We start from the raw sequence: 15,694 nt of genomic DNA, 5'->3' as shown, positions 1-15,694 counted from the left end.
AAGCAGACAATCACCGCGACGCTGAAGGACTCGGCGCTGAATCCGTACACCGGCGGCATCGCGCGCCTGAGCGCGACCAGCTCCGACACCGGGGTCTACTTCGCCAACAACGGCACCTTCAGTTGCTCCGTCCCGCTCAACGCGGGCCAGTGCACCACCGGCGTGTACACCCTTGACGTGTACGCCTCCATCCAAGGCGCCAAGAACATCGTGGTTCACTACACCGCTGAAGACCAGGCGTTGAGCCACGACCTGCGGGACGCCACCGTTCCGCCCGTTCCGGAGAAGCGCTACGTCACGGCAAACTTCGTGACCCCGCCGGTCAGCGGAGGGGTCTTCGTGCTGGGCGACCCGGTCGAGTACCCGGGCGAGACCTCGCCGCAGGACAACTGGGACAACCCCGCCGACCAACCGGATGGCTCCCCGGTGGACCACAACCCCGGTGTCGCCTTCCATCCGGGAGTCCGGGTGTGGGACGCGGGGCGTCACAACCCCACCGAAAACACCCCGGTGCGTTTCACCTTGACAAACGCACCATCCGCGACCTGCACCGCCACGTTCACCGCGAATGGCCAGAAGACCATATCCAACCAATCTTCTGCCACAGGCAAGTACCGCACTGAAGTCAACGCCACGGTTCCCGGCTCCTGCGTGATCACTGCGGAGATCCAGCTGGAAAACGGCACCTGGCAAGCGGCCGAAGGCTCGCCCAAGACGCTGGTCTGGGCGAACGTGCCGTACACAGGCGCCGACTTCAACGTGTCGACCGCTGTGTTGGTCGCCAACGGCGTTGACGCGGGCACCATCACGGTCCACGTGTGGGACCAGAACAACTACCCGGTGATCAACGCTGCGAACGACATTGTCGGCGCCGGCGTGGACCCCAACAGCGGCATCAGCGTGGGCGCGTTCACCCACAACAGCGCCGTGCCCGGCGAGTACACGGCGCCCTTCACCGGCACGAAAGACAACCTCGACCCCGGCTGGGAAATCAAGGTCACGCTGGGAAGCTCGTTGTCCGCAACCCTTGTGACCGGCGGCAACAAGTACGCGAAGCTGAAGCCCGGACCGGCTGCCGAGGGCAACTCATGGCTGATCCAGCCGTCGTCTGCCACCACGCCCCTGGCCAACGGCACGGACACCTGGCCCGTTTCCGCCCACCTTCGCGATGGTTCGGGCAACAACGTGGCCAACGGCACCAAGGTCACTTTCCACATTCCGGCCGGGACCTCCGCCGGCGGGCAGAACGGCCCCGCGAACGTTGACGCTCTCACCAACGGCGGCCTGGCGACCATTCAGGTCACTTCGACCAACGCCACTTGGGACAACAGTCCGGCGTACTACGTTGTGACCGCCAACATCACTGACACGAGCGTGCCAAACGCGCCGCAGATCAAAGCGGTTAAGACCGTTGACACTCCGGCGGCCAACCCGACGCGCACCGACGGCGAAGTCCGTTTGGAGTACGAGAACGGCCCGGTGAGCGAGGCCACCTCGTGGCTGATCCAGCCCGACCCGAAGAAGGTCCTGGCCGACGGCCAAACGACGCTCACCGTGCGGGTCCACGCGCGGGACAAGGACGGCAACGACGTCAAGACGGGCGCCATCGCCTTCGCCGTCCCTGCCAACGTGACCGCGGTTGCGGGGGCCGCCCAAGTCGTGGGCGGCGCTGGCGGCACCAGCACAATCGACGTCGCGATCGTCAATGGCTACGCGACCGTTGCCTACAAGACCACAACGGCGGCGGACTACGTGATCACAGCCAAGACCGGCAATGCTTCGATCTTGGCCGTCAAGAACCAGGCTGAGACAGCGACTGACGGCCAGCAAGACGGCAGGGTCGAGTTGACCTTCGAGGCGAAGCCGCCGGTTGCCCAATACTCGTGGCTGATCCAGCCGGACAACGACACGAACAAGCAGGCCAACAAGTCCGACTTCTACACCGTTCAGGTGCACGCCCAGGACGAATTCGGGAACGATGCCGTTGACGGCGCCGAGGTCGTCTTCTCCATTCCCGCAGGTATTTGGGTTGACGGAGTGGAAGGTCCGCGCGACGTCACAAGGACAACCGTCAACGGTTACGCCTCGATCGCCGCGTCGTCCAGCAACGCCACGGACGACGGCGATCCGGCACACCATGTCATCAGGGCGAAGATCGGCGGAGCGGGAGTCAACGCCGTGCGCAATGCGGCCGAGGCCGCCACGCCGATCCGCACCAACGGCGAAGTCTGGCTGGAGTACCAGCCGGTTGGCTGGGCTCAGAGCGAGTCGTGGTTGGTCCAACCGTCCGGTTCTGTGATGGCTGACGGGGTTGAGACTCTGACCGTTAAGGCACACTTGCGCGGCGAGTTCCAAAACAACGTCATTGACGGCACCGCCGTGCAGTTCTACATCCCGGCGGGTACGAAGGTTGGCGCCACATCCGGGCCGGCTTACGTGACAGCAACCACGCAGGGCGGGTACGCCACCATTCAGGTCAGTTCCACGGTCATCACTTGGGACAAGACACCCCCCTACCATGTGGTGACCGCCCAGGTCGGCAGCACGGGCATCGTCGCGGTGCGCGACGCGGCCGAATCCGCGCCGCCGCTGCGTAGCGACGGCCAGGTCCGCCTGGAGTACACGTCCGTTCCGACTCCCTGCGCGGCTGAGAGCTGGCTGGTCGAGCCGACCGGCTCGGTCGAGGTTGGCGGGCCCATTCAAGATGTCAAGGCCCATGTGCGGGATTGCAACGGGAACAGCGTGGCGAACGGCACGGTTGTGACGTTCACCATCCCGACCGGGACTTCGGTCGGGGCGCAGCAGGGTCCTTCGACCACGGTCACGGCGACCACAACCAACGGTGTCGCCACGATCGCGGTCGCCGCGACGGACGCCACCTGGGACAACACACCGCCGTACCACGTGGTGACGGCGAAGGCCGGAAACGTTTCGATCACGGCGGTCAAGAATGTCGACACGGCGGCGGCCCAACCGGTGCGGACCAACGGCGAAGCCCACCTGGTCTTCGACAACAAGCCCGTGTCTTCCGCTTGGCTCGTTCAACCGAGTCCGAACAACAAGTTCGCGAACGGCTCGGATACGCTGACGGTCAAGGTGCACGCCAAGGACGACCTGGGCAATGACGTGAAGACCGGAAGCGTCATCTTCGCGGTCCCGGCGAACTTGACCGCTGTTGTGAACGGCTCTGACGTTCCCGGCGGCACGGCTGGAACCACCACGAGCGTGCCGGTTGTGGACGGATACGCCACCGTGCTCTACAAGACCACGAGAGCGGCGGACTATGTGATCACAGCGAAGATCACCAGCAGCGTCGACATCTTGGCGGTCAAGAACGCGGCCGAGACGGCGAACGACGGCCAGCAGGACGGCCGTGTGGAGTTGGTCTTTGATCCGATGCCGGTCTCCAACATGTGGTTGATTCAGCCGGACAACGATCCAAACGTGAACGCCAACAAGGTCGACTCGTATGAGGTTCGGGTTCGGGCGGAGGACGACCAGGGCAACGCCGTGGCTAACGGCACGCCGGTCGTCTTCCACATCCCGGCCGGCACGTGGGTGGACGGAGTCGAGGGCCCACGCGATGTGAACACGACCACAACCGGCGGCCTCGCCTCGATCACTGTGACCGCGAGCGACGCTACGGACGACAACACCCCGGCGCATCACGTCATCACCGCAAAGGTCGAGGGGCAGGCGGTGGCGAACGTCCGCAACGCGGCCGAAGCGTCAACGCCAATCCGCTTGAACGGCGAAGTGTGGCTGGAGTTCCAGCCCGAACCGGCGACGCAGGATGAGTCCTGGCTGGTCGAGCCGTCTGGCAACGCCGTGGCTAACGGCACGCAAACGTTGATCGTGAAGGCGCATTTGCGTGACGGGCAGAAGAACAACGTCGCTGACGGAACAGAGGTCGAGTTCTACATCCCGACCGGCACCAAGGTCGGCGCGACATCCGGGCCGGCGTGGGTCAGGGTCTCGACAGTCGGCGGGTACGCGACCATCGAGGTGACCTCGACGGTCGCCACCTGGGACAAGACCCCGCCGTACCATGTGGTCACCGCGAGAGTGGTGAACAGCTTCACAATCCAGACGGTCCGCGACCAGGCCGAGGCCGCCGCGCCGCTGCGGACCGATGGGCAAGTTCACCTGGAGTACAGGTCGGACCCCACCCCTTGCGCGGCGGAGAGCTGGCTGGTCGAGCCGGGCGGTTCGGTGAAGGTCGGGACGATCACGCAGGACGTGAAAGCCCACGTGCGGGACTGCAACGGCAACAACATGGAGAACGGCACCGTTGTGACCTTCTCCATCCCGGCCGGCACCTCGGCTGGCGCACAGGCAGGGCCTTCCACCACGGTCACGGCGACAACCACCAACGGCGTCGCCACGATCGCGGTCGCGGCGACTGACGCGACCAACAACAACACCCCGCCGTACCATGTGGTCACGGCCAAGGCCGGCAGTGTTTCGATCACCGCAGTCAAGACCGTTGACACGGCGGCGGCCCAACCGGTGCGCAACGACGGCGAAGCCCACCTGGTGTTCGACCCGGATGATGGGGTTGCCGGTTCGTCCTGGCTGATTGAGCCGGCCGGCTCGGTCGAGGCCAACGGCACGGAGATTCTGACCGTCAAAGCGAGGATCAAGGACGGCCTGGGCAACGACGTTGCGGATGGCCAACAGGTCATCTTCACCATCCCGGAACTGACCAAGGTCATCGTGGGCGGCCAAACCTACACCGGGCCAATGCCGGTTCCCGTGACAACGGTGAATGGCTATGCCAGCATCAACGTCACCTCCACCACGGCCAACGATTCCGATCCGGCCACCACGGTTGGCCCCTACTACGAGGTCACGGCCACTGTGGGCGGCGGCTCAATCAACGCGGTCCGCAACGAGCAAGACTCGCCTGTCAGAAATGACGGGAAAGCGCATGTGGTCTTCGGCTCCGGCCCGGTTGTGGCGGACACCTCGTGGCTGGTTCAGCCCAACGGCACCGCCACCGCCAACGGCACTTCGCCGCAGATAGTCAAAGTCGAGGCGAGAGACGCCAACGGCAACGCGGCCGGGACGGGCACCATTGTGTTCACCATCCCCGCCGATGTGTCGGTGGGGGCCACGTCTGGGCCGAACACCATCGAGGTCCCGGTCTCGGCTGGTTCGGCCCAGATCTCCGTGACTTCAAGCCTTGCTGCGGGCAGCCCGTACAAGGTGTCCGCGGCCGTTAAGAACGCCGGCGCGATCACCACGGTCAAGACCGACGCCAACCCGGCGGTTGTTCTGACCGACCGCGACCACGTAAAGCTGACGTTCGTCCCCGGCCCGGTTCACCCGGGCAACACGGTCGCATCCTTGTGGGTCGACCCGCAGAATCACCGGGCAGACGGCGCCTCGGCGGTGGATGCCTACATGATTGTGCAAGATGCCGACCATAACCCGATCGCGGGCGACACAAGCGGTTGCACCTTCGAGTTGGTCTATTCAGGTGATCAGGGCCCGCGGTTCGGCAATGGCTCGACTGGCGCCAAGATCACCACGGTCAACGGCCAAGGCGACCCGACTGGTGCGGACGGCAAGTGCAGCGTTCAGATCTTCAGCTACTACGAGGGCGGCTTCCCGGTCAAGGGCACCTTCGGGGGGGTGTCATCGCCAGGCCCGGACAGCGCGCGCCCGAAGGCAAACTTCTCGAACCAACCGGTGAGCGCTTCCGAGTCTTGGTTCACGGTGACCCGCGCAACCACGAACCGGTCGCCAGACAAGGCCATTGCCGACAACGTGGACTACTACCGGGTGCAAGTGAACACCCGTGACGCGGCTGGGCATGTGCTCACCAACGAACCGGTTGACATTTACGCCCAGCTCTTGCCAGGCGGCCCAGAAGTCCTTGTGGGCGCGGGGATCCGCTCGGGTACAACCGTTGAACCAGGCGTTGCTACCTACGACTTCCGGACCACGGTGGCAGGTGTCTACCGGATCACCGTGAAGGCTGCTGGCAACCTGATAGCCACAGAGCCCCACGGCACTGTGACCTCAGTCGATGTGGAATTCGTCGCTGATGGCGTCGACTGGACAAAGAGTTCGGTGGACTATTCCTCGGGAGACGCGCTGCCAGATGACATTGGCTTGCACTTCGCCGACGTTACGTTGCGGGATTCGCATAACAACCTGGTTCCGTCGACCAGCGTCTTCTTCACTCTTGAAACCTCGCTCGGACACTTTGTCGAAGACAACGGCACCAATCTTGGCCAGGGTCCGCTCGAACAGACGAGTTCGCTGCTCGGCAAGGCCAAGGCGTTGATCAAGAAGTCTGGCCCCAATGCCGAAGACGTCACGCTGAAGATCTGGCTTAACGGCACAACTGGCACCCCGGTGGCTAGCCACGTGTTCAGCTTCGTGCCAGGAGGCCCGTCGCCTGATCGCTCAACGCTGCAGATCACCCCAGATCCGACCGTGAACTCGCTGGTGGCCAACGGTCAAGCTGCCTACGATGCCGTGGTGACGGTGCGGGACGTCAACGACATTCACCTCTCCGGCAAGCCGGTCACCTTCGACTTCGACCAGGCTGGTGTGACGGTCTCGCCAGCCGGGCCCTACACCACCGATGCCAATGGGCAGGTCAAAGTCAAGTTCACTTCAACGCAGGCCAAGACCTACACCGTCAACGCGGGTGTAGGGGGTGGCAACGCCAGAGCGGAGGATCAACAGATCAGGTTCGTGGCCGGTCCGGCAACCGCCCTCAAGTCCTCGCTGGTCACTACGGGCAGCAGCGCATATGCCGACGGCTCTGACATTCACACTGCCACGGTGACGGTCAGGGACGCGTTCGACAATCTGGTGGCCGACCAGAATGTGTTCTTTGCTGTTGATCCGGGTGCCACTGACATCATTGGCCCAACTCTGGTGGGAGCCAACCCGGTGAAGTCAGACGCTAACGGCGAAGCCAAAGTGAACATCAATTCCAAAGAGCCCGGCTCTTTTGCCGTGAACGCCTACCTTGGCGGCTCGGTTGATCCGGCTCAACTAGTCTCCAATTCGCCACAATACGTTCAGTTCTCAGCGGGCGAACCTGACCCCAGCAGGTCGTCGCGGACGGTGAGCCCGAACACAGACGACTCGCCAAGCACATCGGTGGTCGTTGGTGGCTCTTACCGGATCAAGGTCGAGGTCGTCTCGGTCCTGGACATCCTGGTCGACAAGGCCAATGTGCGCCTGAGCACCCCCGTAGGCGGTCCGCTTGTCGTGACTCCTCAGACCAACGAGGACCCGCAGCTCACCGGCGACTCCCGGTCGGGTTACTACGGCACCTACTACTGGGACGTGACCTCGGACGTGTCCGGGAACTACTCGGCTGATGTCGAAGTCTGGGCCAAGGGCGCGGACGGGAACTACGGCTGGCAGAAGATTGGCAAGTCTGTCGCTCTGCGCTTCATCGGCGGGCCGCCAGTCCCGAACAACTCGTGGTTGGTGGAGCCGGCTGGCACCGCGACCGCGAACGGGACCGATGCGCTGCCGGTGGTCGCGAAGCTGTTCGACGCGTCGAACAACCCAGCGGCTTCGGGCCAAGTCACGTTCCATGTGCCAGCGGACGTGTTGGTCGCTGGCGACCCGACCCCGGGGCCGCGCAATGTGGTGGTTTCTGTCGTCAACGGCGAGGCCGCCATCTCGGTCGTGTCCAAGAAGGCGAATGACACTGCGAATCCGTTCTACGGGGTGAGCGCCGACATCAGCGCGCCCACCGCCTCGGTCGGAGCCCTTTCGACCGTGAAGAACCCGGCTGGCGCGGTGCTGGCCGGTCGCTCGGGCAACGCACGGGTGGTGTTCACGCCGGACGCCGCCGATCCGTCGAACTCAACGCTGTCAATCCCAACGACCGCGACGGGCGGAAGTCCGGTTGGCACGCGGATTGCGGACGGGACGCAGACGCACACGGCCCAGGTTGAGGTGAGGGACTCTCAGAACAACCTGGTGGGCGCGAACGCGGCGAGCGTGGTGTTCTCCTACAAGTACAGGGATCTGGACGGCCATGAGGTTTCAGGCGCGTGGCCAGCGGTTCCGACCAACGCTTCGGGCATCGCGGCGCGCGACTTCACCTCGCTGGTGGCGACTGATTGGGAAATCAGCGCGACCATCGCCAGCGTTGAGGTCGCCCAGTCGCCCAAGTCGGCCACCTTTGTGCACGGGCCCGTCAGTTGGCAAAAGACCTTGGACTCCTTCGAGGTCGACTCGGACACCAAGCCGGCCAACGGTTTGGCGCCCGCATACGCCAGGGTCAAGGTGCAAGACGCCCAGGGCAACCCGGTTCCGGGCGAATCTGTGGTGTTGCGCCTGTTGTACCCAGATTCGGAGAGTGGACCGAAGTTCAACAGCGCCACGTCTGGTCCAATGTTCACGTCTGCGCAGTCGCTGGCGAACGGCATGGCCTCGGCTAACATCTTCTCGGTGTGGGAGAAGATGGGTGTCGACGTGCGCGCCGAGTATGACAACCATCTGAGCGCCGTAAAGAAGGTCAACTTCAAGAGCGACCCGGCCTCGACCCTGACTTCAAGGTTCCGGGTCGATCCGTTGGGCACCAACACGAGCACCACCAAGGTGGTGGCGGACGGTCACGACGGCTACCAGGTCAAGGTGACGTTGCGAAACGATGCCAACGAATTGCTGAACGGCTCATCGGCCACCGTGGTGGTGACCCCGGTTGACACCCGCGCGGGCGCTTCGGCGACCAGCCAGGCGGTCACAACCGAGCTCAACGGCGTAGCCACGCTCGATTTCAAGACCGAATATGCGGGCACTTGGAAGGTGACGGTCCTGATTGGCGCCGGCGAGGTTCCACGGGAAGATAACCCGAACCTGACGCCGCCGGAGTGGACCATCGTGTTCGTCGCAGGCGACCCGTCCGCTGACAGCAGCCGTTTGGTTTCCCCGACTGCGGCGGCAACCGCCAACGGCGCGGACGAACAAGTCGTTCTGGCCGAGGTCAAGGACTCGAAGGACAACCCGGTGCCTGGGGCCTCCGTTGTGTTCACCTTCCCGACCGATGTCAAAGCGAAGGTCAACGGCTCGTTGGTGTCTGGCCCGGTCACGGTGGCCACATCGGATGGGACCGACGGCGGCGTGAAGGGCACCGCCCGGTTGGTTTTGGTGTCAACCAAGACCGGTGTGTTCGACGTGACCGCGAGGATCGGCGCCAACAGCATCACGAATGGCTCGCCCGCAAAGGTGGAGTTCAGGAACACTCCGCTGTCGCTGGCCGGTTCTGAGTTCGTTATCACCACGATGCCTTCCACAACCACTGTGGCTGGCGTCGATTCGCACACGGCGAGAGTCACCCTGAGGGACACTTCCGGAAACGTTTTCGTCGCGAGCCGCAACGTGTCGTTCTCCTACCGTTTGGAGAACACGGCGACTTGGACCGCCGGCGGGACGGTTTCGACCGACGCCGACGGCAAGGCCGAACTGTCGTTCACGCAGCCAGTGGCAGGCACATACCAAGTTCGTGCCGAGGTCGTCTCGGGCGCTGTCCAGGGGCAGGTGCCCGACGCTCAGACCACCAGGCCTGCGGTGTTCGTGCATGGTCCGGCAGATGCATCCCATTCCGCGTTCACCACGTCAACGGGTGTGGTGTTGTCGGATAACGCCAAGACGCACTCGGCGACTGCGACGGTGCGGGACGCCAACGACAACTTGGTGGAGGGCGCAGTCGTGACCTTCACCTTGCCGACGGGCGGCCCGGCGCACTTCGTGACCGTTGGCTGCTCGGCGTACGAGTGCCCGCAGACCACCAGCTTGGTGGGTTCGGCTCAGGCGCTGATCGCCTCGCCGTCGCCGGTAGAGGCCACCGTGACCGCTGCGGTCGCGTCGGTCAGCATCGGCAGCCCCCGTGTGGTGGTGTTCGACACGAATGGTCCTTCGGCTCCCGACTCGGATTGGAACATCACTCCGACCACGCCGGTGACGGCGAATGGCTTGGCTGAGTTCACCGCGGTGGTGACGGTGCGCGACTCGTCGCCGACCCATCTGCTGGTGAAGGACGCCGAGGTGTCGTTCTCATTCAGCCCCGTGGGCGCGGTCACCGCTCCGGGAGTGGTCACGATCGTTGAGGCCGCCCCGTATCTGACTGGCGCAGACGGCAAGGTCACGGTTCACTTCACTTCGACCAACGCCGGCAAGTACAAGGCCAACGCGTTGATCGGCACAGAGGCAATCCCTGTGGCCGACCAGTTGATCGAGTTTGTGGCGGGTCCCATCAGCTTTGATCCGTCCAAGACCTTCTTGACACCGCCAGCTGGCACATCGCGGGCCGACGGAGTCGAGGAGCAGGTTGTGACCGCGACCGTCCGTGACGCGAACAACAATCCCGTGACTGACGCGTTTGTGCGGTTCGCGGTGCCGGCTGGCACCAGCCTGGTCAGCGGGACGAACGCCGAAGTGGCGGTCGACTCAAACGGCGAGGCGCGGCTGCGCTTGGTCTCGCAGGTGGCCGGCCCCTATCAGGTGACCGCCGAGGCGAAGAAGGGATCCGCCGGCACGTATCAGGGGATCGTGGGCGGTTCGCCTGCGGCGGTGAACTTCGTGGCCGGTCCGGTCGATCTGAGCCATTCGGTGATCTCCAAGACGCCGGCTGGGCCCAGGGACGCGACCGGGTTGGCGACGGATTCCTACACCGTCACGGTGGAGTTGAAGGACTCCTTCGACAACCCGGTGAGGATTGCCAACACGCCGGTGGCAATCACGTTGACGCCCTACACCCCGGACGGACTGAGCGTGGTGCCGGGCATTGTCCCGCCTGTCCGCAGCGTTTCGACGGACGCGGACGGCGTGGCCTCCACGGTGTTCGCCACCACCACGGCTGGCGTTTGGAAGGCGACGGGCGGCCCGGCTTCGGGTGACGTGGTCATCGGCTCGCCGGTGTCGTTGGTGTTCGAGCCGACAGGCGCGAACGCCTCGACGTCCTTGTTCGAGGTCTCGAACAACACGGTCCTGGCGAACGGGACATCGCCGCACTCGGCTTGGGTGCTGGTGCGGGACGTCAACGGCAACGCGAAGGCGGGCGTGGACGTTCAGTTCACTATCTCCGACGTAGCCACGGACGTGGAGGGCCCCACTCTGGCGCCCACTACCGGGTCGGTCACGTCCTGCGACTTCTACGACTCGAACAAGCCAGCCTGGTGCGACCAGCACGGCAAGGCGCTGGTGTACATCACGTCGAAGGAGCCGGGCACATTCGACGCGTCCGCCACCATTGGCGGAACGCTGGTGAACGGTGCGCCCAAGCAGGTGTCGTTCGACTCCGGGCCGCCGGACGCGTCTAATTCCTCCTACACGGTGAGCCCGGACGCGTCCAACCCGGCCAACTGGCCGGAGGCCGTGAACAACCCGGCTGATAGGTACACGGTGACGGTGACTGTGAACTCCGCTTCGCAGATCCTGGTCCCGAACGCACCAGTTCGGTTGTACGGTTTGGATCCCGATCTGAAGATCGTTCAGTCCGGCGGTGCGGAAGGCTTCACGGGCGTCCCCGGTTCCGGTTCGTACGGCACCTACACCTGGGACCTGTACACGGCCGTGGCCGGCACCTACACCGGCGTGGTGCAGGTGGCGACTGGGACGAACCAGTGGACCGCCATCGCTCCGGTTCAATTCACCATTGGGTATAAGGCTGGCCCGCCAAAGGCGGACAAGTCGTGGCTGGTCGAACCGGCCGGCACGGCGACGGCCAACGGCTCCAGCCAATTGCCTGTGGTCGCCAAGGTGTTCGACGCGGAAGACAACCCCGCCAACTCGGGCGTGGTCACCTTCCACGTGCCGGCTGACGTGTCGGTTATCGGCGGTCCGAACCCAGGCGCGGGTCCGCGCGATGTGGCGGTTCCGGTCGCGAACGGCGAGGCTGGCATCTCGGTTGTGTCCAACAAGGCCAACACCGCGGCGCAGCCGTTCTACGGGGTGAGCGCGAACATCACCGCGCCCGCCGCGTCGGTCGGCGCCATTCAGACGGTGAAGGACTCGTCCGGAACTGTTCTGGCCAACCGCAACGGGCAAGCGCGGGTCGTGTTCCAATCCGGTCCGGTCTCCGGCCCGAACTCGGTGCTGACCATCCCGACCGCCGGAACTGAGAAGCACGTCGGCGGGACGGAGAAGCACACGGCCCAGGTCGTTGTGAAGGACGCGGACGACAACGCGAAGGCGGGCGAAGCGGTGCGGTTCGAATGGATCATCGGCACGGCCCAAGGGCCGGGCACCGGTTCCTACACCCCGGTCAACGCCGGCGTGTCGGACGCCAACGGCATTGCGACCTTCGATTTCGCGGCGCCGAACAACCAGGCCGTCTGGGTTTGGGTGAAGGCGTTCGTGGGCTCGCCCGCCGTGGCGGTCGGACCTGCGCAGGCCCCGACCATCGTGGGCGCGGAGTTCCTGCCCGGTCCGTTCGATCCGAGCACGCAGGCCTCCTTCGAGACCTACGGCCCAACGGTGTTGAACGACCTGGTGGCCCAGTCTTGGGCGCGTGTGGTGGTGCAGGATCAGTACGGGAACGGCATCGGCGGCCTGCCTGTGACGTTCACGCTGCCGGCCACCCAGGCGGGCGCGCTGGGGACCCCGGTCTTCGTGGACGGCAACACGCCGCCCACCTCGAAGACCATCACGGTCACAACCTGCGCGCGGAACCTGACAACAGTCCCGGATGAATGCAAGCTGGGCGCGGACTACGGTCAAGGCGTTTACACGCCGGGTCTGGCCTACGTCCGGGTGGTCTCCGACTACGAGGGCGACTTCACGGTCACGGGGAGCGTGGTCCAGGCTGGCTCGACCTATGACGCGGGCTCAGGCACCGTCAAGTTCGGGTCGCCCACGGGCACCGAGGGATCTTTCACCGTGGCGCAGACCGATCCGGCCGCGCCGGCGGTGTTCGCCAACGGCGTCTCCTCCTACACGGTCACGGCCACGGTGCTGGGGCAAACGGCGAGCGGCCTGAAGCCGGCAAGCGGCGCTTGCGTGGCTCCGAACCTGCCCGCCCATGTCACGGTCAAAGCTCCGCTGCCGAACAGCGCCGGTTGCGGCGCCGGTTCGTTCACCACTGATCTGAACGGCCAGGCGAAGTTCCAGATCGTCACAACCCAAGCGGGCGCGGCGCTGATCGGCGCCAAGCTCAACGGCGTGGCGCTCCCGACCGAGCCGAACGGCAACGTGTACCAGCGCGAGGTGGTCTTCACCGGTTGGCGTCCGTCAGCCCTGCACAGCGAGCTGATCAGCCCGGACGCGTCCGCCAGGGAAGACGACCCGGCAGGGCAGACCGTGTTGGCGGTCGTGCGGGACGACTACGGCAACCTGGCGGCTTGCTGGAACGGCAACGTTCAAGTGACCTGCGATGTCGAGTTCGAGGTGCCGGTTCAGACGTGGACGGGCGACAACATCACGCGTGTGGTTGGCCCCGCACGGGTGATCGCCCACACCAGCCTGATCGACTTCTCCGTTCCGAACCCGCTGATCGGCAGCATTGCCGCTCACGTCACCTACTTCGGCGCCGTGGGCACGCATGACATCACGGCGACGATCGACGGCCAGCCGATTATGATCGCCGATGGCGTCCTCGCACCGAGCGGGGCCGCCAAGGCCCACGTCACGTTCACCGACGGGACGCCGCCCGGAGAGCCGATCGTCAACCCGTCTAACGGCGGCCACGTTGACGGCACGGTCGCGGATGATGACCTGGATGACGCCGCCAAGAACGAGCTGACCGTGGTGGTCAAGGACGAGGACGGCAACGTCATCGCCACTTGCCCGGTCAAGCCCGATGGCACGTTCGACTGCCCGATCGTTCCGAAGGTTCCGGACGGCACCGAACTGCAGGTGGTCATTGAGGACAAGGCGCACAACCAGACCGATCCGCCGGTGGAGATCATCACCGACGGGATCGCGCCCGGCCAGCCGATTGTGGATCCGTCTGACGGCGGCCACATTGGCGGCTCGGTCGCGGACGAGGATCTGGAAGACGCCGAAGACGGCCTGTTGGTCGTGGTGGTCACTGACGAGGACGGCAACGTCGTCGCCACCTGCCCGGTCAACGGCGACGGCACGTTCGACTGCCCAATCGTTCCGAGAGTCCCAGATGGCACCGATCTGATCGTGGTCATCGAGGATCCGGCGGGCAACCAGACCCATCCGCCGGTGGAGATCATCACCGACGGCGTGGCGCCCGGCAAGCCGAGCGTCGACGAGTCGGACGGCAAGCACGTCACCGGCGAGGTCACGGAAGCCGACAAGGGCGACGCGGCGGATGGCGACTTGGCGGTTGTCATCACCGATGACAGCGGCAACGTCGTGGCCACCTGCCCGGTTCTTCCGAACGGCACGTTCGATTGCCCAATTGTCCCGGCGGTGCCAGACGGCGAGACAATCCACGTTGTCATCACCGATCCGGCCGGCAACGGCTCGCATCCAGTTGACAAGGTGGTCGATGCCGTCCCGCCGGGCGACCCGGTCATCAACGAGTCCAACGGCACGAACGTCACCGGTCATGTGGCTGACGAGGATCTGGGGGACGCGGCGCACGGCGACTTGGTTGTGGTCATCACGGATGAGGACGGCAACGTCGTCACCACATGCCCGGTCAGGCCGGACGGCACGTTCAACTGCCCAATCAACCCGAGGCTGCCAGACGGCGAAGAGGTTACGGTCGCGGTTGTCGACAAGGCCGGCAACGCCAACGATTCGAACATCGTTGTCGATGGCGTAGCGCCGGGCACGCCGGTCCTTGAGCCGTCACGTGGCGACGAGGTCACCGGTTTCGTTCCCGCAGACGACTTGCGCGATGCCGCTCAGGGCGACTTGGTCGTCGTGGTCACCGACCCCTCGACCGGCCAGGAGCTCTGCCGGTCGCAGGTCAGGCCTGACGGCACATGGTCCTGCAGCTTCGACCCCGCGCTGCCTGACGGCACCGTGGTTGAGGTCACGGTGGTGGACGCGGCGAACAACGTCTCCGAGGAGCGCCGTGTGACCATCGACTCGACCGCTCCGATCACGCCGGTTCCGGATCCGACGGCTGGGGAGACCCTCAGCGGCCTGGGCGAGGAACAGGGCAACCGGATCACCGTCACGGACGACCAGGGGAACGTGCTCTGCCAGGCGACTGTTGGCGCCAACCGCGTTTGGACCTGCCAACTGGAGCCGGCGGCCGAGGTCGGCGACATCTTGACCATCATCGAAGAGGACGCCGCGCACAATACTGTCAACCGTCCATGGCGTGTGGGTATTCCCGAAATCGCCGTTGCGAAGCCGACATTGTGCCGTGGTGACAGGCAGGCCGCCACCGGCCTGAACTTCCAACCGGGCGAGACGGTCACCGCCGTCACCTCCGGCGAGGTTCCGGTCGGGTCGATCAGGGCCAACTCTGACGGCATGGCGATCTTCCAGTGGGTCATTCCAGAGGGCACGCCGCGCAATGTGCACACGTTGACGCTGCGCGGTCCGCTCTCCGGCGTGCACACGGCTAACTTCACAGTGACCTGCGGCGGGCCGCCGGCGGATATCCAACCGCCGCCCGTGAAGCCGGTGGTGCTGCCGTTCACCGGTGCGGATGGGATTGTCGGCTTGCTCGGAGCTAGCTTCGGCTTGCTGCTGGCCGGTCTGTTCCTGATGCTGGCCGCCAAGCGGCGCCGGCGGGGCGAAGAGAGCTAGCCGCTAGGACGGAGGCCGTCCTTCCCGA

Annotated in this window: 1 protein-coding gene; it reads left to right on the top strand. The window is 65.0% G+C overall.

Annotation, left to right across the window (positions count from 1 at the left end):
- Positions 1–162: 162 nt before the first annotated feature.
- Positions 163–15,666 (top strand): Ig-like domain-containing protein, encoded by a 15,504-nt coding sequence (locus tag LBC97_15350; protein ID MDR2567403.1) that lies wholly within the window; start codon positions 163–165, stop codon positions 15,664–15,666.
- Positions 15,667–15,694: the final 28 nt, after the last annotated feature.

It is taken from the genome of Bifidobacteriaceae bacterium (assembly GCA_031281585.1).
Lineage (GTDB): Bacteria > Actinomycetota > Actinomycetes > Actinomycetales > WQXJ01 > JAIRTF01.
The sequence above is the reverse complement of the archived record's forward strand: the minus strand, read 5'-3'. Positions and strand labels throughout refer to the sequence as shown.